The organism is Phreatobacter sp., assembly GCF_016793595.1.
Classification (GTDB): Bacteria; Pseudomonadota; Alphaproteobacteria; order Rhizobiales; family Phreatobacteraceae; genus Phreatobacter.
The window spans coordinates 1-19507 of the sequence record NZ_JAEULY010000004.1 but is presented as its reverse complement, the minus strand read 5'-3'; the positions used below and the strand labels follow the sequence as shown (position 1 = coordinate 19507).

Sequence of the window (19507 nt, the reverse complement as noted above, 5' to 3'; positions counted from 1 at the left end):
ATCATGCTGGCCGTTGCGCCGACATCGCGCCTGACCTTGCCCGCCTGGATTCAGGCGGGCACTGGCGCCCGAGCGACGCCGCCCAGCTCAACCTCGCGCACGTCGCCGAGACCCGTGGGGCGGCGATGGGCGATGAGGATGAAGGTGGTGGTGGGCAGGGTCTCCCGCAGGGCCGAGAACAGCCGTGTTTCCGCCGGCTCGTCAAGCGCGCCGGTCGCCTCGTCGAGCAGGGCCCAGTCGGGCTTCTCGAACAGGAGACGCGCCAGCACCAGCCGCTGGCGCTCGCCGCCGGAAAGGCCGAGCGAGGTCACGTCGGCGGCGAGATGCGCGGACTCCGCGAGCCGGCCAAGGCCGACCACCCCCAGCGCAGCAATGACCTCTCGGTCATCGATGTCGGCGGCGTCGGCCGGATAGACCGCCGCGTCCTTGAGCGAACCGATGGGGAGATAGGCCTGCTGCGGCAGGAACAGCATCCGCCCGTCGGGATGGTCGACGTGGCCCGCGCTGTCCGGCCACAAGCCGGCGAGCATGCGCACCAACGTCGTCTTGCCCCGACCGGAGGGGCCTCTGAGCCAGACGGCCTCGCCGCGGCGGATGTCGAGGCCGTCGACATCAAGGATGTCGCGGCCCGCCGGACTCTTCAGAACGACGTCGGACAGACGAAACGTGTCGCCGCCTTCAGGGTTGCGGGATACCCCGCTCGGCGTGCCTGCCGCGCTCCCGGCCGATTCCAGGAAGCTGTCGAGGCGCTTGGCGGCTGCGGCCAGTTCCGCGAGGTCGCGGTAGGAGAAGATGAACCAGGACATGGTCGTGACGACGTTCTGGAAGGCCGAGCCGATCTGCATCAGTCCGCCGAAGGTCACGCGCCCCGCGAGGAAGGCCGGCAGCGCGAGAAATAGCGGGATGCGCAGCACCGTCTGCATGTAGGGCCGGGTGAAGCAGCCAAGAATCAGTTCGCGGTTCATCAGCCGGTGCCAGTTGCCGACGATGGCGCTGAAGCGCCGGTCGAACAGCCGCCGCTCGGCCTTTTCGCCGGACAGCAGCGCCACCTGCTCGCCGGACTGGCGGAAGCGCGCGAGAGCGAAGCGGAAATCCGCCTCGGTCTTCTGCTGTTCGAAATTCAGCGGCACCAGCGGCGCGCCCAGCCAATGGGTGACGCCGGACGAGACCGCGACATAGAGCGGCGCCGCCCAGACCATGTAGCGCGGGATCGAGACGTCGAAGCCGAACAGGGTGAAGGCGAGGGGGAAGGTCGATAGCGACCAGAGGATGGAGACGTAGGTGAACAGCGCGACGATGGCGGTGATGAATTCCAGCGCCTCGGTGGTGAGCCGGAAGACGTAGATGCGGCAGTCATCGGCGATGCGCTGGTCAGGATTGTCGAGCCCGTGCTCGGTGCGGTCGCGCATGTGCCAGTAGGCGTGGCCGGCCAGCCAGACCTCCAGAGCCGCATCGGTCAGCACGCGCCGCCAGCGGATCTGCAGGAGCTTGCGCAGGTAGTTCGCGGCCAGATGCAGCGCCGCGCTGATCGCGACCAGCACGAAGAACACGCCGATCTGGTGCACCGCCGCCTGGACGTCGAGACGCTGCAGCGCGTTGTAGAAGTCATTGGTCCAGCGGATCAGCCGGACCGTGATGTGGATACCGACGAGCCCGAGGCCGAACACCGCCGCGAAGATCAGGATGCCGAGCCGCCCGCCGGGCCGCCAGGCGCAGATGACCGCGAGCCGCCAGATCTGCTTCAGGCTGGTGATCACGGCCGCACGACGCTCAGGCGAGGGAGGCGGGGCCGGTGAGGATCAGGCCGAGCGGCCGGCCCTCGGCGTTCTGCCCGTGAAGCGCGACACCGGCTTCACTGTCCTCACGGCGCCAGCTTGCGACGGCCCCCGCCTTCAGGTGCAGATGGAAGTCCGGCTGGATGATGTTGATGAAGCCCATGGCGGGGCGCACCTCGGCCACTGTGCCGGTCCAGCGCTGCTCAAGGCCATTGCCGCGATAGACGACGCCAATGGTCGCGCCGCTGTCCTTCGCGGCATGAAGCGGCTTGGCACCGGCATCCTCAGGGTCAATCTCGGCCGGCGGATTGCCACCCGCAGGCGGCGTCGGCCGCTCCCTCTCGGGCAGCGGCGAGCCGCCGCCGACCGCTTCCAGCGCCGCGTCGAACGGCTCGATGCCGTCGAGGCCGATAATGCTGAATAGCGTCGTGCCGGCGGCATCCTGGAATTCGAGGCGCGGCAGCACCTTGTCCTTCATCTTGCCAGAGCGGTCGGCGACGACGCCCTTGATGACAGTCAGGTCGATGCGGGAATCGTGAGCAGCGCCCGACAGCGAAACGGCATCCGGTTCGACCGTCACCATATCCACCACGCCGATCCGCTCGTGGGTCGCGCCCCTGTCGGAGACCGACAGCATGACCCGGCCCATGCCGCGGGTCGTCTCGACGGCGGCGGCGACGGAGCAGGCGAGGACTTCGCGGATGGCTTTGGGGTCGGTCATGGGTCTGGTCTCGTGCTGGAAACGGGTGGGCGGCCCGCCTTGCCTTTCGGAAGGTGCGGGCCGCCCTGCTGCATGGCCGCCCGGACACAGGCAGGCCGGTTCATGGGACGATCAGAAATCGACGGTCATCGAGGCCTTGAACGTCCGACCCGGCTGGACCTGGAGTTCGAGCGGATTCTGCTGAGCGACGGCCGTGGTCGGGGTGATCGGGTAGCTGCCCATCAGGTTCTGAAAGTAGCGGGTGTCGAAGATGTTCTGGACGCCGGCGCGGAGAGTCACGTTCTCGCGCGGCCGCCAGTTGACGAAGCTGTCGAGGACGAACCAGCCGCCCGGCTTGTAGACGGTCGCGACGCTGGCGCGGGAAACCGGAGCGGAGAAGCGGCTGACCACCTCGCCGTCGAGGTTCCAGTCGCGCTTGAACCAGCGCAGGCCGAGGACGCCGTTGAACGGGCTCGCCGCGTCGAAGGCCGTGATCGGGGACGTCGGCCGCGAACGCTGGTTGCCGAACTGGTAGGAGAAGCCGGCATGGACGTGGATATCGTCGGTGACGCGGTACTCGGCCGAGCCTTCGATGCCCCAGAGCACGACCGATGACAGGTTGATATTGGTCATGTTCACGCCGTCAGGCGCGGTCTGGAAGCTCTGGATGAAGTTCTTGTAGTTCGTGTGGAACGCGCCGATGGAGAACCATCCGCGCTCGAAGCGGCCACGGAAACCCGCCTCGTAGGAGCGGGCGCTTTCCGGCTGGAGCGTCGGATTCGGAATGAGGCTGCAGCCGGCGCCACAGGCGTTCGGCACCGACAGGTAGAGCTGCTGGGCGGTCGGCATTTTGAAGCCTTCGCCATAGCGTGCGTAGACCGAATAGACGTCGGTCAGCTTGAAGATCGTGCCGATCTGCGGAATGAACCGGCTCGACGTCACCTCGCGCGGCTCCGCGCCGGGCACGGGCTGATAGCCGGCGCCGAGACGCGGCGTCATGCGGTAGTTCGCCCAGCGTAGACCCGGTGTGATCGTCCAGCGGTCGTCCAGCAGCCTGATTTCGTCCTGGATGTAGAAGTCGGCGCGCGTCGTCGTCGCGTTGGCGAAGTTGAAGCCGCCGGCGATGGTCGTTGTGCTGGTCCCCGTCGTCAGGTTGGTGATGGTGCCCTGACGGTAGTAATCGGTGCGCGCGACGTCGCCCTGGAAGCCGTAGGTGAAGACGTGGCGCGAGGGGCCGAAGTTGAAGCTGGACGTCAGCTGCACGTCGCCCTGATAGAATTTCTCGGAATAGTCGAGAATGTCGTAGGTCAGGCGCTGCTGGTTGAGATTGGTGCCGCCGACACCTGTCTGGTAGCGATAGCTGTCAAGGTTGCGGCGCTGCGGCGAGTAAGTGAGATTGGTGCGGATCGCATCGATCCAGCCCCATCCCGGCGTCCAGTCATGGGACAGTGTTGCCCGCTGGCGCTCCAGATACTGGTCGCGGGAGAAGTTGTCGTTCCGCCAGCTGCCGGTTGCCACGATGCCGCGATCCCAGAGCTGGGTGGCGACCGTCATCTTCGAATAGTGTTCGACAGTCAGGCGAAGCTCGTGATTGTCGGCGGGCCTGAACACGAATTTGGCGAAGCCGTTCCAGTTATGGGCGCGGAACGGGTCGGTGATGTTGCAGGGCAGGGCGCGGATCGTTGGGCAAGTCCAGATGCCGCCGTCCGCACGCGCCGTCGAGTAGGTCGGCTGCAACGCCGTGCCGTGGCTTAGCGAGAAGATCGCTTCGGCATTGGGCGAGATGGTGACGCCGGCCATGGCGGTCTTGACGATCGAGCGCGTGAAGCTGTCGAAGCTCGTATGCAGCCGGGCGCCCCAGCCGCGTTCGTTGCCGCGGATCAGGTCCTGCGGGTTCATCGTGCGGAACGCCACCAGACCGCCGAGCGCGTCGGCGCCCCAGAGCACCGAGGCAGGCCCGCGCATGATCTCGATCGACCTCATATAGGGGATGTCGATGAGGTCGCGGGTGCCGTCGGTGATGCGCTCGATGATGCGCACGCCATCGACGGTGATGGCGACCCGGTTGCCGGACACGCCGCGCACCGTGAAGCCGCCAAGGTTCTTCCAGGGGTCGGTCGCCGAGGTGAAGCGCTCGACGCTGACGCCGGGGATGTAGCGAACGGCGTCCTGGATGTCGCGCGTCTGGCGCTCTTCCATCTGCCGGCGGGAGATGACGTCGACGGTGGCCGGAACGTCCAGCCGCTGCCGCTCCTCGCGCGTCGCGGTCACCGTGATTTCATCGCCGCCCGACTGCGCGGCCGCGCCGCAAAACGATGCCATCAGCGCGCACGCCGAAACCGACGCGACGAGCGCGCCGTATCTGTAACGAGACATTGTCTCAAGCCCCTATGCCTGACCTGATTGTTCGGCTGGCTGGCTTGAAACGCTGGCTGGCACGGGTCACCGCTCGGCGATGACCCTTGGCCCTGCTAGATAAGTTGATTTATTGTGTCAACAAATATCAATGAACATGTCGAAGATTGGAGTGTTTCTGATCTTGCGGCTGTCCAAGATGTGCTTGAGATGGGATGCGCCGCAGCTGAGCTGAGCCGCGCGAGCCCGATCCAGTGGGATGATGCCGCGCCGCGTGTCGGCGCGACATCTCCCGGCAAGAGCGCCTAGCCGGCCCTGTTCTTGATCAGGCCGACAATGGCGGTGAGAATCGCGCCGCCGGCGCCACCCGAAATCAGGTTGGCGACCACGCCGCCGATGCTGAAGTTTCCGCTGGCGATCGAGGCCTGGACGGCCGGGAGGACCAAGGGCACGAGTTGCCCCAGCGCGCCACCACCGATGAGCCCCGCGATCGTATTGCCGATGGTGCCGAGGTCGAATTGCGGCGAAGCCTTGCCGACGCCGTTGCCGCCGAGCGCGCCGGCAACGAGATTGATCAGAATCTGCTCCATGAGTGCCCCCTTGATTTGAGCCTGTCACGACGTGGTCGAACGGCGACGACGGGCGAAAAGACCGCCGTCGCCCATGCACTGCACGGCCGCTGCTAGTCCTTGAGATCGTCCGGCACCTTGCCGCCGTTCTCCGCGAGCTTCCTCATCACCTGCTTGATCAGCCAGACGTTCATGGTCGCGCTGTCGTTTGTATCACCGGTATAGCCGAGCTCCTTGGCGAGGTCCTTGCGGGCGGCGAGGCTGGAATCGAGGTCGAGGAGCTTCAGGAGGTCGACGATCGACGTCTTCCAGTTGAGTTTCTGGCCGGCCTTCGTGGCCTTTTCGGTCAGGATGGCGACGACATCGACCGGGACGGCGGCCGGGGCCGTCGCCGCCGTCGCCGCCGGTGTCGCGGGCGCCGCGGACGGAGCCGGAGCGGCCTGGGCGGTCGTGGTCGCCGCTGGCGGCGCGGGCTGCTCCGCAGCCTGTGCGCGGCCCGGCAGGATCTTGTTCAGAATCGACGAGAAGATACTCATATGCGCCTCCTTTGTGGCGAAGGCAGCCTGATGCTGGCACGATGACCTGACAATGAACAGGTGGTGATGTCGCCGTTCAGCAACCACCGCTCTCCGGGCGCGCCCACAGCCTGCGCGAGCCGATCAATAGCCTCGCGCGGCAAGGCCGGCTGGCTCCCGATGTGGCTGCGGAGGTCGATGCGGTTCCACAACCGACCGGCGCGATAGGCTCGTGCAGCGTCAGTTGTTCACCGAGGGACTGCTGCTCGTGGCGCCCCGGTGCAGGCGCTGTTCGCGCAGGAAGATGAACAGGCCGGCGGCGACGATGATCGCGGCTCCGATCAGCGTGTGGCTTTCGCTCACCTCGCCGAACACGAGATAGCCGAAAAGCACGCCCCAGATGATCAGCGAGTACTGGTAGGGCACGACCACCGATGCCGGGGCCAGCTGCAGCGAGATATTCACGCACCAGTTGCCCGCGAGCGAACCGATGGCGAGGATGCCGATCAGGACGATGTCGAGTGTGCCGAGCGGCGCGAAACCCTGGTAGGCGGTCAGTCCGATCCCGACCACGACGGCGCTGATGAGCTGCCAACCCATCAGGACGCGACCGTCGGTCGCCGCGAGCTTGCGCGTGAAGATCATGACGAAGGCATAGGCGATGCTGCCTCCCAGAGCCGCGATGGCGCCCCACGACAGGCTGTCCGCGCCCGGCTGAATGGCGATGACGACGCCGCAGAATCCGATGCCGACGGCCAGCCATCGCCGCCAGCCGACCTGTTCGCCGAGCAGCCAGGGCGACAGCGCCGTCACATAGATCGGGCCCGCCAGATAGTAGGTCATGACGCTCGCCAGCGGCAGGAAGATCAGGGCGGCGAAGAACAGCGACGATTCGGTCGCCGACAGCATGCCGCGCGCGATCTGCAACCAGATCTGCTTTTGGGTCCGGATCGGGGCGAGGCCCGAGGGGGCCAGCGTCGAGCCGACGACCATCAGCCCCACCACGCCGCGCGCGAGCATCAGCTGGCCGACCGTCGCGGTCGCCAGCAGCCATTTGCCCAGCGCGTCATTGGCCGCGAAGACGAAGAAGCCGATCAGCATCATGGCGATGCCGAGGAGATTGTTGGGTCTCTGGAACAGTGAGGACAATCGGGGCCGCCGCGCTGACGTGGGGCGGCCTGATCCCATAACGGGGCGGCCACGTCCACCGCGTGGCGGCATCGCTCCATCGCGGGTACCGCAGGGCGGCGGGGCAATGCGCGCGGCGGCCACGGGGCCGAGGAGCGGGCGCGGTCCGTCCACCGGGTCGATCCGCACAACCATCCTGACCGCGGCCGTCCTGCCTGCTATGACCGCGCATCCGGCAGGTCCGCCAAGGCGAGGTCATCGTGTCAGCCCTGAAGCAAGCTCTCATCATCGGCGCCTCGCGCGGCCTCGGCCGCGCCATGGCGGAGGCCCTCGCAGCGGGCGGCACGTCGGTCGTCGCCACGGTGCGCGATGCCGCGCGGACGCCTTTTGCCGGGACGAAGGGGATCGCGACCCTGCCGCTGGACGTGAACGATCCGCGGTGCGGCGAGCAACTGGTCGGCGCGCTTGCCGGGTCGCGCTTCGATCTCGTCCTAGTCAATGCGGGCATCAAGGGCCCCGATCATCAGGATGCCGGCAAGGCGGGTGCAGCCGAGGTCGCGGATCTGTTCCTGACCAATGCAATATCGCCGATCCGGCTGGCGCGCGACCTTCTGCCGCTGGTCCGGCGCGGCGGCGTCATGGCCTTCATGTCCTCCCGGATGGGCAGCGTCGCGCTGAACGATACCGGCAGCAGCGAGCTCTACCGGGCCAGCAAGGCGGCGCTCAATTCGCTCGGGCGATCCTTCGCCGTGCGGGACGCGCTGCCCGCCGGGGTCGGCGTCCTGATGCTGCATCCCGGCTGGGTGCAGACCGACATGGGCGGCGCCAGCGCGCCGCTCACGATTCCCGAGAGCGTCGGCGGGATGACGCGGGTGCTCGAAGCGGCCCTCGACGATCCGGCGCACCGCTTCCTCGACTATCAGGGCGAGACGCTGGCCTGGTGAGGCCTGTTCCCGTCTGGGCTCGCTCCTTCTGGCGATGTTGACCGCTGCGCCCTTTTCGCAAGGATGCGCACGGCGCCGGCAGGGCGCGGAGATGAGAGGTCGTGGTGTCCGATAATCTTTCGAAAGTCGCGCTCGTCACCGGAGCCGCGCAGGGCATCGGCCTTGCCGCGGCGACGCGGTTCCTCGCCGATGGCTGGTCGGTCGCCATGCTCGACATCAAGGCCGAGACGCTGGACGGGGCCGTTCGCGCGCTGAAGCAGCCGGACAGGCTGCTGGCCCTGCCGTTCGACGTCTCGCGGCCGGATCATGCCGATCAGGCGATTGCCGCCGTCCGCGCGCGGTTCGGCCGGCTGGACGCGCTGGTGAACAATGCCGGCATCGCCCATTTCGGCCCGCTGATGGAGACGTCGCTCGAGGCATGGAACGAGATCATGGCGGTCAATCTCACGGGACCGTTCATCATGACCAAGGCCGCCGTCCCGCTGATGCGCGAAACCGGCGGCGCCATCGTCAACATCACGTCCATTTCCTCGCTGCGCGCCTCGACGCTGCGCGTCGCCTACGGCACGTCGAAGGCCGGGCTCGGCCATCTCACCAAGCAGATGGCGGTGGAGCTCGCGAGCTACGGCATCCGGGTCAACGCCGTGGCGCCGGGGCCGGTCGACACGGCAATGGCCAAGAGGGTCCATTCGCCGGAAATCAGGGCCGACTATCACGATGCCATCCCGCTCAACCGGTACGGCCTGCCGGAAGAGCTGGCCGACGCCATCGTCTATCTGTGCGGACCCGGGGCGAGCTATATCACGGGCCAGACGCTGGCCGTCGATGGCGGGTTCGAGGCCACCGGCATCGGCCTGCCGACACTTCGCCGCGACCAGAAGAACGGGTAAGCGCGATCAGGCCTGACGCCAGCGGCCGCACCCGTCAGCCGGCCGTGCCGCCATATTGCGCGTCGGTGACCGGCTCCATCCAATCGACATGCTTGCCGTCGAGGGCCTCGTGAATGGCGACATGGGTCATCGCGGTCGATGGCCCGGCGCCATGCCAGTGCTTTTCCCCCGGCGGAATCCAGACCACGTCGCCGGCGCGGATTTCCTGGATCGGGCCGCCCAGCGTCTGCGCCAGCCCGCTCCCCGCGATCACATAGAGCGTCTGACCGAGCGGGTGGGTGTGCCAGTTGGTTCTGGCACCGGGATCGAAGCGGACGACGGCGGAGCGCACGCGGGCCGGGGCCGGCGCCTCGACGATGGGCTCCTGCCAGACATCGCCGGTGAACCAGTCGCTTGGAGGGCGCCGGGACTTGATGGTGCCGCAGCGATGAATGTCCATGGTGTCTCTCCTCGAAATTCGCGGCACAAGCTACGCGCGACCGCCGTCGCGTGTCACGAGGCGGAGCGGCAGGGGTCAAGATCGTTCGCGCCGTGCCGGCGCGATACGGCGGATTGAGCGGTCTCGACAATCCGGCTTGCGATTGCTCGGTGACGAGGCGGTGGACATGACCCCGTTGATCGGTTCAACGCCGCGCGAGAATCCGGAACTGCTGCGGGCGAGGGGCGAAGCGTGGGTGGCGGCGCGGCCGACCGTCGGGCAGCCAGCCAGATGCCACAAAGTCAGCATTGACGCTCAACGGAAGCGGCTGAAAACAAAAAGAAGAAACGCTTGGCGGAGACGGAGGGATTCGAACCCTCGATACCCTTTTGGGGTATGCTCATTTAGCAAACGAGTGCCTTCAGCCGCTCGGCCACGTCTCCGTTGCGAGCGCCTCTATGCCCGCGAATGCCGGGCTTGGCAAGGCGGCAGAGGCGAGGGGCGGCTCTCAAAGGTCGACGGTGTCCATCAGCGGCTCGGCGACAGCCCCTTCGCGCACCTCCTCGTGCAGCCAGGCGATGAAATCGGCCACCTGCGGCTTCGCCTGCCCGGTCGATGAGCGGACGAGATAGTAGCCATGCGGGCCGGCGACCTGCTTGTCGAAAGGGGCGATCAGCGAGCCGGACCGGATCGCCTCGTTGATCAGCGGCGAGACGCCGAGCGCGACGCCCTGGCCGGCCATGGCCGCCTGGATGAGCTGGTCGTAACGGCTGAAATAGAGATGGCCGGCGGGCTTCAGATCCTCGATACCGAGCACGGTCTGCCAGGTGCCCCAGTCGAACCAGGTCTTGCGTGCGCCGTGATAGTCGAGGTGGAGCAGCGTGTGGTGCGCGAGATCCCGCGGCCGGCGCAGCGGCGTCACGTTGCTGGCGACGAGCGAGGGGTGGCAGACGGGCAGGATGTCCTCGTCGAACAGCCGTTCCGCTCCCGGCGCCACGCGTTCGGTCTTGGTATAGCGGATGGCGAGATCGATCATGCCGCGCTCGAGATCGAGCAGCTTGTCATTGGCGACGATATGCACGTCGATATGCGGATAGAGCCGCGTGAAGCGCTTCAGCCGCGGGATAAGCCAGAGCGAGGCGAAGCCGGTGACCGTCGTCACCGAGAGCTGGTTCTCCGCGCCCCGCGCGCGCATCTGGTTGATCGACGACTGCAGGCGGTCGAGCACGTCCGCCGCGATGCGCTGGAACGCCTTGCCATCGTCGGTCAGCGCCAGCGCGCGGTGGCGGCGCTCGAAAAGCTGCACGCCGAGATGGTCCTCCAACGTCTTGATCTGCCGGCTGACGGCGGACTGGGTCAGGAACAGCTCCTCCGCGGCCTTGGTGAAGGAGAGCGTACGCGCGGCTGCCTCGAAGCCCTGGACGAAGCCGAGTGGCGGCAGGTCATAGCGGCGTTTTGACATTCTCAGAACTCATGCAGTGAGTGAGAATTGATCGTTTGTGCGCTGCCACATATGCGCGCACCCTTCGCTCATGTCGAGGTCGGCGCAGCTTCCTGCTGACAAATAGCCGGCCGTCACATTCGCACCACTCATCCAGATCCCGTATCGGAGGAGGCCGCCATGGTCTGTCTCGAAGCTGATGCACGCATTCATGTCCAGCGCGGTGGCCTCATCCGCCTCGGCGATGCGGAAGGCACCGCCGTGCGCTGCCTGTCCGGCGCGGTGTGGGTCACGCTGGAGCGCGACGATCGCGACATCCTGCTCGAGCCGGGTCAGGAATTCGTCATCGACCGCGCGGGGCTCAGCCTCGTCTGCGCCATTGCCGGGCCGGCGGACGTGACGATCCGCGATCCGCATCGCGCCGCCGGGACGCAGGCGTCCGGCGCGGGCCCGGACAGCGTCATCGACACGCGGCGGGCGGCTTGATCATGAGCATCGCGATCGCCGTCCATCTCTGCATGGCGCGCCCGGTCTGGCGCGCCGGGTTGCGCATCGGTGCCGGCACGATGCTCGACATCAGGCCGATGGTCGCGGCGGATTCGGAGGCGCTGCTGGCGCATGTGCGCGGGCTGTCCGTGCGCTCCCGGCACAACCGTTATCTGGGCGGCGTCAACGAGCTCGCGCGCGCCGAGGTCGAGCGGCTGCTGGGCGGCGCAGGTGGAACCGTGTTCCCGCTCATCGCCGAACTGGTCGAATGCGACCGGCGGACGATGGTCGGCGAAGCGGTCTATGCGATCGATCGGCAGGCCGGGTCCGTCGAGTTCGCGCTCTCGGTGCGCGACGACTGGCAGGGCAGGGGCATAGGCGCCGCGCTGCTTGCCGCCATCGCGAGCTGCGCCGGGAAGGCCGGCGCGAGACTGCTTCATGGCGAAACGCTGCGCGGCAACGATGCCATGCTGGCGCTCGCCGCGAAGGTCGGGGCCATCGAGGCGCGCCATCGGGAGGATCCGCGTCTCGTCCGCATCGAGCGGCGGTTGACCGCGGCCAGCGCCGCGCTCGCGGCCTGAGCGCGGCGCCGGGAATGAAACCAGCGCCCGGGCGTGATCCCGGGCGTTGTCGCATTCCATCGCGACAGGCCATCGCCGACATCTTCGGATGTTCATGGGAAGCCTCTTGACGGCGGCCGGTGGCGCGCATAAGACTTAACTTAATGGTTAAGTATCAGAATCCCGAACTGGACCGGATCTTCTCTGCGCTCGCCGACCCGACGCGGCGCGCGCTCCTGGCCCAGCTCGGCGACCACGAGGCGGTATCGGTGAGCGAGCTCGCAAGGCCCTTCGCCATGTCGCTGCCAGCGGTGATGAAGCATCTCGACGTGCTGTCGGATGCCGGCCTCGTCACACGGTCGAAGACCGGGCGCACCGTCACCTGCCAATTGAACGCCGCACCCATGGAGGAGGCGATGAACTGGCTTACCCGCTACCAGATCTTCTGGACACGCCAGCTCGACCGTCTCCAGGCCCTGCTCGAGGAGGACGCATGTCAGCCCAGTCGCAACCCGTCGCCGCCCGGCCTCTCGCTGGTGCCGGCGTCAGGCCCAGCCTCACCATCCGACGCTGGCTCAACGCCTCGCCGGCCAAGGTCTACGCCGCGTGGACGGACCCCAAAAGGCTAGCCCAGTGGTGGGGACCGGGCGCGCCTGAGGACATGCGGGTGATCGAGCTCGACGTGCGCGTCGGTGGCGCCTTTCATGTCGGCTTCGAGTTCCAGGGCGAGCGGCACGATGTCCACGGCGAGTATCGCGAGGTCGTCGAGAACGAGAAGCTGGTCTTCTCCTGGTTCTGGAAGTCGACGGCCGAGCGCGTCTCCCAGGTCACCGTCAAGACGCGCCCCGATGGCGACGGCTGCATGCTGACGCTGATCCACGAACAACTCTACGACGAGGCCGCGCGCCTCGGTCATACCCGCGGCTGGACCGCTTCGCTCAACAAGATGGAACGGCTCTTCGTCCGGGAGGATGTCAGATGATGAGGCTCTACTACGCCGAGACGATGATGCCGCGGAAGGTCTGCGCGGTGGCCAAGCTGCTGGATATGCCGCTCGACTATGTCCTTGTCGATCTCGGCAAGGGCGAACACCGGACGCCGGCCTTCCGCGCGATGAACCCGGCCGGCAAGGTGCCGGTCCTCGTCGATGGCGATCTGACGTTATCCGAGGCGGATGCCATCGCCATGCACCTCGCGGTCAAGGCCGGTTCCGATCTCTGGCCGTCCGATCCGGCAAGGCAGGTCGAGGTGCAGCGCTGGCTGAGTTTCGCCGCCCATGAGCTCAACCCGCAGACCGGCGCGCTTTATTTCGAGCACATCATCAAGTCGCATTTCGGCATGGGCCCGGTCGATGCCGAGGCCGAAGCGACTACGATCAAGGCGGCGAAGCGCCACCTGTCCGTGCTGGATGGCAGGCTTGCCGCCAGCCGCTGGCTCGCGGGCGACAGCCTGACCATCGCGGACATTGCGGCGGGCGTCACGCTGCCCTGGGCGCAGAAGGCCAATATTCCGCTGGCCGATTTCGCCCATGTCCGCCGCTGGCACGACGAGCTCAGCCGCCTGAAGGGCTGGCTCGACCCCTGGCCCGAGCGCGCCGCCGCAGCCGCCTGAGGCGGCCGGCCGGAAACGGCCGCAACACCAGATTTGCCGAGGTCACGGGGCCAGGGATTGGCCCCCGCCGACCCTCCTCGCGCCGAATTTGGCGCGGGGAGGGCCCCCGGCTGCCTTCCGGCTGATGCGTGCAGCAACGATCGACGAAACCGCTCGCGTCACCCGGCGCGCGCGAAGGATCTGCATTGCCCGCCCCAAGCGAGGATGAGAGCGTCATGATGCTGGCAAACAGGACAGCCATTGTGTTCGGAGGCGGCGGCGCTATCGGCGGCGCGGCTGCCCGCGCGTTTGCGCGTGAGGGCGCGCGCGTGGTCCTTGCCGGCAGAACCGCGTCGAAACTGGAGGCGATCGCCCGCGACATCCGGGGCGCGGGCGGCACGGCGGATACGGCGGTGCTCGATGTCTTCGATGCGGTCGCGGTGCGCGATCTGGTCGATGCGGTTGCGGCCGAGGCAGACGGCATCGACATCGCCATGGTCGCCGTCGGCTTCGCCCATGTGCAGGGCACGCCCTTCCTCGACCTGACGCTCGCGGATTTCGTCCACCCGGTCGATGCCTACCTGCGGGCGCTGTTCGTCACGGCGCAGGCGGTGGCACGGCCCATGGTGAAGGCCGGCTCCGGCGTGATCCTGACGCTGTCGACGCCCGGCTCACGCCTGACCTGGCCGGGCTTCCTCGGTTACGGCATCGCCTGCGCCGCCAAGGAGAGCTTTTCGCGGCGTCTCGCGGTGGAGCTCGGCCCCCACAACATTCGCGTCGTCTGCCTGATGCCCAATGCGGTTCCGGAGACGATCGCGTGCGGCTCCCACGCCCGCGAGGTCTTCGCGCCGCTCGCCGCCCGCGAGGGCCTGACGGTGGAGGAGATGCTGGCGCAGCCGCAGGAGATACCGGCATTGCGTCGGTTTCCGACGCTCGACGAGGTGGCCGAGGCGGCCGTCTTCGCCGCCTCGCCGCGCGCGGGCGCAATCACCGGCGCGGTCATGAACCTCTCCTGCGGACTCGTCACGGACTGACGCCCGGTACCAAGCCTGCTTGCCCGGCCGACCGAAGGGGAGGAGCCCGTCATGACCGCCTTTACCGTCCGCGTTCCCCGTCGCCGCGCGCTGCACCGGAGCGCCTTCGCGATCCTCGCCGGTCTCGGCACCGCCGTCCTGCTGACGCACGCGGCCGATCACGTCATGCACGTCGCCGGCATCGTCCCGCACTACGGCCGGCCGGTGCCCGACGGGCTGCTCCTGTTCGCCTTCGCCTATCGCTGCCTGATCGCGGTGCTCGGCTGCCTCGTGACCGCCGTCCTGGCGCCGGCCCGCCCGCTGCGCCACGCGCTGATCCTCGGCGGCATCGGCACGGTTCTGGCGAGCCTCGGAGCCGTCGCCATGTGGAACCACGGCCCGGCCTGGTATCCGCTGGCGCTGATCGCCTCGGCCATGCCCTGCGCCTGGCTCGGCGGCTGGATCGAGGAGCGCGCCCGCGCGTCAGGCTGACGCAGGGCCGGCGGTCCGCCTGCTGACAGGATCGGACGGCAGCCCGTGAGACAGTCCAGCGTCCCGAAAATTCGATCTGCTCGCGCCGCCCCGAAGGGGCCGCGCACCGCCCGTCCGCCATTGGAGCATGCCATGACCCACTCGACCGAAACGGCCATCGCAGACAGCCCCAAGGCGGGCCGCCGGGAGTGGATCGGCCTCGCGGTCATCGCCCTGCCGTGCCTGCTCTATTCGATGGACCTGACGGTGCTGAACCTCGCGGTGCCGCATCTTTCCGCCGATCTGAAGCCGACCTCCTCGCAGCTCCTCTGGATCGTCGACATCTACGGCTTTCTCGTCGCCGGCTCGCTGATCACCATGGGCACGCTCGGCGACCGGATCGGCCGGCGCAAGCTGCTGCTGATTGGCGCCGCCGCTTTCGGTATCGCCTCCGTGCTGGCGGCCTTCGCCACCACGCCGAACCAGCTGATCGCGGCCCGCGCCCTGCTCGGCATCGCCGCGGCGACGCTCGCGCCCTCGACGCTCTCGCTGATCCGCAACATGTTTCTCGACCCGCAGGAGCGGACCGTCGCCATCGGCGTCTGGATCGCCAGTTTCTCGGCGGGCGGCGCCATCGGGCCGCTGGTCGGCGGCCTGCTGCTGACCCAGTTCTGGTGGGGCTCCGTCTTCCTCGCCAACGTGCCGATCATGATCCTGCTGCTGGCGGTCGGGCCGTGGCTGCTGCCGGAATACAAGGATCCGAATGCCGGCCGGCTGGACCTCGTCAGCGCCGCCATGTCGCTGGTCGCGGTGCTGGCGGTGATCTTCGGCATCAAGCGCATCGCGGAACATGGCGTCGGCGTGCTGGCCTGGGCGCCGATCGCGGCCGGCATCCTGATCGGGCTGCTGTTCGTGGCGCGGCAGAAGCGCCTTGCCGATCCGCTGATCGATTTCCGCCTGTTCCGGTCGCGGGTCTTTTCGGCGGCTGTGGTGGTGAACGTGCTCGGCTTCTCGGTCGCTTTCGGTTCGTTCCTGCTGATCGCGCAATATCTGCAACTCGTCCTCGGCATGACCGCGCTGGAGGCGGGGCTCTGGAGCGCGCCGTCGGCCTTCGGCTTCATCGCCGGATCGATGATCGCGCCCCGGCTGACGCGTGCCTTCCGGCCGGCCTATGTGATGACCGGTGGGCTTCTCACCAGCGCCACGGGTTTCGCGCTGCTGACCCAGATCGGCGGGCCGCACGGCCTTGCCGTGGTGGTTGTCGGCTATGTGATCCTGTCGCTGGGCATGGCGCCGGTGGTGACGCTGACGACGGACCTGATCGTCGGCGCCGCGCCGCCGGAAAAGGCCGGTTCGGCCTCGGCGATCTCCGAGACCGGCGCTGAGTTCGGCGGCGCGGTCGGCATCGCCGTGCTCGGCAGCATCGTCACCGCCATCTACCGCAGCGCCATGGCAGCGGCAGTGCCCGCTGGCGTGCCCTTGGCGGCGGCCGATGCCGCGCGCGACACGCTCGGCGGCGCCGTCGCGGTGGCGAGCGGGCTCACGGGGCCGGCCGCCGGGGAGCTGATCGGCGCAGCGCGGATGGCCTTCACCGATGCGCTGGAACTGACGGCGCTCATCTCCGCCTGCGTTTCGGTCGCGGCAGCCCTCGTCGCGCTGGCGCTGCTGGCGCGAGCCGAGCCCGCTCCCGTCGAAGCCGAAACGTGACGGCTGTCAGGTCTCGAAGCGCGACAGCATGGTCTCGATGAAGTCCGGCTCGCTGACGAGGCCGACCCCGCCGAGCCAGACCTCGGACACCATGCCATCGGCGTCGCGGGTGCGGGTCGCCGGCTCGCCGGGGCTGGCGAAGCCCGGCGCGCGGACGATGGTGCCGGCGTCGAGGCCCGTCACGGCGATCTCGCTCGCCTCCGACAGCGGCGCCGGCAGGGCGGGCGCGTAAGCCAATACGCGGTTGCCCACCGGCACCAGGTCGATGGCGCCCCACATCATCCACCAGCGTCCCGCCCAGTCGGCGACCTCCGGGGTCGGCGCGCCGCGCTCGCGGAACGTCTTCAGGATCAGGGCGATACCGTCGACCAGGGCCTGCGCCGGCCCGTCTATGGCATTGGTGATGACCGAAATGGTCAGATCCTCGGCTGGAAAGACGGCGGTGCGGCTCAGCGTGCCGATGAACGAGCCGGAATGGCCGAACCAGTCCCAGCCCCTGAGCGTGCCGGATATGGTGCCGAGCCCATAGGCGCGGTCGAGCGCCGTCTCGCGGTCGCGCCAGTGCGGGCGGCTCATGTCGCGCCGGGTGAGCGGCGACAGGAGCCGGCTTTCGGAATTCGACGAGAGCTGGGCGAAGAAGCGCGCGAGATCGCCGGCGGTCGAGGCGAATCCGGTCGCTGCCGCCATGTCGGCGGTCGCCATGTCGCCGGGCAGGACGAGGCGGCGGCCGACCGGCAGGCGGGTCGAATGGCCCTTGGCGAAGGGGCCTTCGGTCATCAGCCCGATATCGGCGAAGGTCTCGGTGAGGCCGGCCGCGCCGACCACCTCGCGCATGATCCAGTCGCGATAGGGCTCGCCCGCCACCTGCTCGATGACGAGACCGAGCAGGCTGAAACCGTGGTTGGAATACTTGAAGCGTTCGGCGGCCGGCAGCGGCGGCGGCAGCGTCAGCGCCTCCTTCAGCTCCGCAGCCGAGAGGAAGGGGCGCAGGCCGGGGAAATAGCCGGCATTGCCGCCGTCGCGCGACAGACCCGCGCTGTTGGACAGGATCTGCTGCAGGGAGACGTCCGCGATGGCCGGATGCAGGCCCTGCACGAAGCTGCCGGCCGCGTCGTCGAGCCGCAGCAGCCCGCGCTCCTTCAGCTTCAGGATGCCGGCGGCGGTGAAGGTCTTGGAGTGCGAGGCGACGCGGAAGCGGTGGCGTGGGGTGAGCGCCTCACCGGAGCCAAGGTCCGCGACGCCGAACGCCTCCTCCATGACGATCCGGCCCTTGTGGGCGACGGCGATGGCGCAGCCCGGCTGGTCGACCTGCTGGAGCTGAAAGTCGACCCAGCGTGGAACATATTCGAGGGCAGCTTCCAGCCAGTCGGGAAGGGCGCCTGCTCCGGCCGGAGCATCAGTGGCCGGGCTGTCGGAAATCTGGCTGTCGGACATGGCGGCGCTCCTGATGCGATGCGGGCGGCACCATGGCACGGCTGGCAGGCTGCGGGAAACCGGGGAGGGGCACCACCTGCGGCATGTCGCGGGAGCGCTGGACAATCCGGGGGGCATCCGATCGTCGGCGCCGCTCTCGTCCCCCGCGTGGTGCCGGCAGGGGCTCCTCGAGAATGTGGGATAATTGCCACAGCGCAGTTCAGTTAATATGGCAAACTGTGAATATCGGTTGCCATGACGCTGGGGTAGATGTTCTTTTATGGTAACAGATCGGAGGTCGTTCCATGAAAAAGTTCCTTCTCGCCAGCGCCGCTGTCGTCGCTCTGGCTTCGGGCGCGCAGGCCGCCGATCTCGGCGTGCCGCGCTCGCCGGTTGCGGCCGTCGTGGTGATGCCCGCCTTCAGCTGGACCGGCTTCTATGTCGGTGCCGATCTTGGCTTCTACTCCGCACAGAACAGCTTCGCGCAGCCGGCCAACACGTTCACTGCGTCCGGCAGTCTGTCGGGCGTGAAGCTGGGCGGGCATGTCGGCTATCGCTACCAGTTCGCCAACAACTTCGTGCTCGGCGTCGAAGGTGATCTGTCCTGGCTGAGCGCCGGCACCAAGGCTTTCACGATCAACGGCTTCGCACCGAACGCCTATCAGTCCCGCGCGAACTGGGACGGATCGATCCGGGCAACCGCCGGCTTCGCGGTTGACCGGGCGCTCCTCTACGCAACGGGCGGCGTCAGCTTCATCGGGATTTCCGGGTGCGGCGTCACTGTGCCCGGCGCGGCTTGCGTTGCCAACACCCAGTTCGGCGGAACGCGCGCTGGCTGGACGGTCGGCGCCGGCGTCGCCTACGCCGTCACGCCGAATGTCGCCATTCGCGGCGAATATCTCTATGCCAATTACGGGACCCGCACGACGCTCGGAACAGGTTTCGCCGGCGGCTCGATCGCCCAGCGTCTGGACACGCACACGGTCCGTCTCGGCGTGAGCTACATGTTCACGACCGGCCCCTCGGCCGTTGTCGCCCGGTACTGATTTCTGCAGCAGTGCATCTTCTTCATGAACTTGGGGCTGCCCTTGGGCGGCCCCATTTTCGTTGCGCGGCGCCATGGCACGCCGGCCTATCGGGGGCACGCCGGGCGCATCAGGCAAGAACGAGCGGCGCGGTGACGCCGCTCGTCGCCATCATCGACCGTCGCGGGGCCGGCCTCCGGCCGGCGCTGGCCGGGAATGGCGGGTCTTCCAAGGGCCTAACGAAGCGGCAAGGTTAATACGCGCAAACGTCTTTATCGGCTGTTGCGAGGCGAGTTCCTCAATCTCTGTGTGGTGTGATGGCTCCATCAGAAAGGGAGACCACCAATGACCAATCTTCTCGCTCGCTTCGCCAAGGACAACTCGGGCGCCACCGCCATCGAGTACGGCCTGATCGCCGCCGGCATCGCCGCCGTCGTCATCGTCGCGGTCAACACCATGGGCACCAACACGCTCAACGCCTTCAACAAGGTCAACACGAACTTCAAG

21 protein-coding genes and 1 tRNA gene are annotated in these 19507 nt (G+C 67.8%); 12 read left to right on the top strand and 10 right to left on the bottom strand.

The annotated features are described in order from the left end of the window. Window positions 1-50 precede the first annotated feature (50 nt). The 6 genes from JNK84_RS04090 to JNK84_RS04065 all read right to left on the bottom strand — a co-directional run bounded on the left by JNK84_RS04090 (window position 51) and on the right by JNK84_RS04065 (window position 7063). Complete coding sequence (locus JNK84_RS04090) at window positions 51-1757, bottom strand: ABC transporter ATP-binding protein/permease (protein ID WP_293420845.1); 1707 nt, start codon at window positions 1755-1757, stop codon at window positions 51-53. A gap of 13 nt (window positions 1758-1770) precedes the next feature. Then, on the bottom strand, window positions 1771-2496 hold the full coding sequence (locus tag JNK84_RS04085; protein ID WP_293420843.1) for a hypothetical protein: 726 nt from the start codon (window positions 2494-2496) through the stop codon (window positions 1771-1773). A gap of 111 nt (window positions 2497-2607) precedes the next feature. Beyond that, window positions 2608-4797, bottom strand: a complete 2190-nt coding sequence (locus tag JNK84_RS04080) for a TonB-dependent receptor domain-containing protein (RefSeq protein ID WP_293420841.1) — start codon at window positions 4795-4797, stop codon at window positions 2608-2610. A gap of 338 nt (window positions 4798-5135) precedes the next feature. Next, window positions 5136-5420, bottom strand: coding sequence for a hypothetical protein (locus tag JNK84_RS04075; protein ID WP_293420839.1), 285 nt, complete (start codon window positions 5418-5420; stop codon window positions 5136-5138). A gap of 92 nt (window positions 5421-5512) precedes the next feature. Continuing rightward, a complete protein-coding gene (locus JNK84_RS04070; RefSeq protein ID WP_293420837.1) occupies window positions 5513-5935 on the bottom strand; it encodes a DUF3597 domain-containing protein in 423 nt (140 codons plus the stop codon). Window positions 5936-6154: 219 nt separating this feature from the next. Then, window positions 6155-7063, bottom strand: a complete 909-nt coding sequence (locus JNK84_RS04065; protein WP_293420835.1) for a DMT family transporter — start codon at window positions 7061-7063, stop codon at window positions 6155-6157. A gap of 239 nt (window positions 7064-7302) precedes the next feature. Between JNK84_RS04065 and JNK84_RS04060 the strand changes: the two genes are divergently transcribed. Both JNK84_RS04060 and JNK84_RS04055 read left to right on the top strand, forming a co-directional pair. Beyond that, window positions 7303-7986 (top strand): SDR family oxidoreductase, encoded by a 684-nt coding sequence (locus tag JNK84_RS04060; RefSeq protein ID WP_293420833.1) that lies wholly within the window; start codon window positions 7303-7305, stop codon window positions 7984-7986. Between the two features lie 104 nt (window positions 7987-8090). Further along, a complete protein-coding gene (locus tag JNK84_RS04055) occupies window positions 8091-8876 on the top strand; it encodes an SDR family NAD(P)-dependent oxidoreductase (RefSeq protein ID WP_293420831.1) in 786 nt (261 codons plus the stop codon). Between the two features lie 34 nt (window positions 8877-8910). Here JNK84_RS04055 and JNK84_RS04050 read toward each other — a convergent pair whose 3' ends face one another. The 3 genes from JNK84_RS04050 to gcvA form a co-directional block, all read right to left on the bottom strand. Continuing rightward, window positions 8911-9315: a (R)-mandelonitrile lyase gene (locus tag JNK84_RS04050; RefSeq protein ID WP_293420829.1), complete on the bottom strand. Its 405-nt coding sequence runs from the start codon at window positions 9313-9315 to the stop codon at window positions 8911-8913. Window positions 9316-9646: 331 nt separating this feature from the next. Continuing rightward, window positions 9647-9737: transfer RNA gene (locus tag JNK84_RS04045), tRNA-Ser, on the bottom strand. Between the two features lie 65 nt (window positions 9738-9802). After that, the gene (gene gcvA / locus JNK84_RS04040) at window positions 9803-10756 is read right to left on the bottom strand and encodes a transcriptional regulator GcvA (protein WP_293420827.1); all 954 of its coding nucleotides are present in this window, start codon (window positions 10754-10756) and stop codon (window positions 9803-9805) included. Between the two features lie 159 nt (window positions 10757-10915). Between gcvA and JNK84_RS04035 the strand changes: the two genes are divergently transcribed. From JNK84_RS04035 to JNK84_RS04000, 8 genes are all read left to right on the top strand, one after another. Beyond that, a complete protein-coding gene (locus JNK84_RS04035; RefSeq protein ID WP_293420825.1) occupies window positions 10916-11221 on the top strand; it encodes a DUF2917 domain-containing protein in 306 nt (101 codons plus the stop codon). A gap of 2 nt (window positions 11222-11223) precedes the next feature. After that, window positions 11224-11802, top strand: a complete 579-nt coding sequence (locus JNK84_RS04030; protein ID WP_293420823.1) for a GNAT family N-acetyltransferase — start codon at window positions 11224-11226, stop codon at window positions 11800-11802. A gap of 143 nt (window positions 11803-11945) precedes the next feature. Then, the gene (locus JNK84_RS04025; RefSeq protein WP_293420821.1) at window positions 11946-12410 is read left to right on the top strand and encodes an ArsR/SmtB family transcription factor; all 465 of its coding nucleotides are present in this window, start codon (window positions 11946-11948) and stop codon (window positions 12408-12410) included. Then, window positions 12344-12763, top strand: coding sequence for an SRPBCC family protein (locus JNK84_RS04020; RefSeq protein ID WP_293423464.1), 420 nt, complete (start codon window positions 12344-12346; stop codon window positions 12761-12763). The genes JNK84_RS04025 and JNK84_RS04020 overlap by 67 nt, the downstream gene beginning before the upstream one ends. Beyond that, window positions 12760-13392, top strand: coding sequence for a glutathione S-transferase family protein (locus JNK84_RS04015; RefSeq protein ID WP_293420819.1), 633 nt, complete (start codon window positions 12760-12762; stop codon window positions 13390-13392). Before JNK84_RS04020 ends, JNK84_RS04015 begins: the two co-directional genes overlap by 4 nt. Window positions 13393-13607: 215 nt before the next feature. Then, window positions 13608-14405, top strand: a complete 798-nt coding sequence (locus JNK84_RS04010) for an SDR family NAD(P)-dependent oxidoreductase (RefSeq protein WP_293420817.1) — start codon at window positions 13608-13610, stop codon at window positions 14403-14405. A 51-nt stretch (window positions 14406-14456) separates the two neighbouring features. After that, entirely contained in the window at window positions 14457-14876 is a 420-nt protein-coding gene (locus tag JNK84_RS04005) for a hypothetical protein (RefSeq protein ID WP_293420815.1), read from the top strand. Window positions 14877-15008: 132 nt separating this feature from the next. Continuing rightward, window positions 15009-16562: an MFS transporter gene (locus JNK84_RS04000; RefSeq protein ID WP_293420813.1), complete on the top strand. Its 1554-nt coding sequence runs from the start codon at window positions 15009-15011 to the stop codon at window positions 16560-16562. 6 nt (window positions 16563-16568) lie between these two features. Here JNK84_RS04000 and JNK84_RS03995 read toward each other — a convergent pair whose 3' ends face one another. Further along, entirely contained in the window at window positions 16569-17996 is a 1428-nt protein-coding gene (locus JNK84_RS03995; RefSeq protein WP_293420811.1) for a serine hydrolase domain-containing protein, read from the bottom strand. Between the two features lie 284 nt (window positions 17997-18280). Between JNK84_RS03995 and JNK84_RS03990 the strand changes: the two genes are divergently transcribed. Both JNK84_RS03990 and JNK84_RS03985 read left to right on the top strand, forming a co-directional pair. Continuing rightward, a complete protein-coding gene (locus tag JNK84_RS03990) occupies window positions 18281-19021 on the top strand; it encodes an outer membrane protein (RefSeq protein WP_293420809.1) in 741 nt (246 codons plus the stop codon). A 324-nt stretch (window positions 19022-19345) separates the two neighbouring features. Then, window positions 19346-19507 (top strand): Flp family type IVb pilin (locus tag JNK84_RS03985; RefSeq protein ID WP_293423462.1); only part of this gene is annotated, 162 nt, incomplete at its 3' end.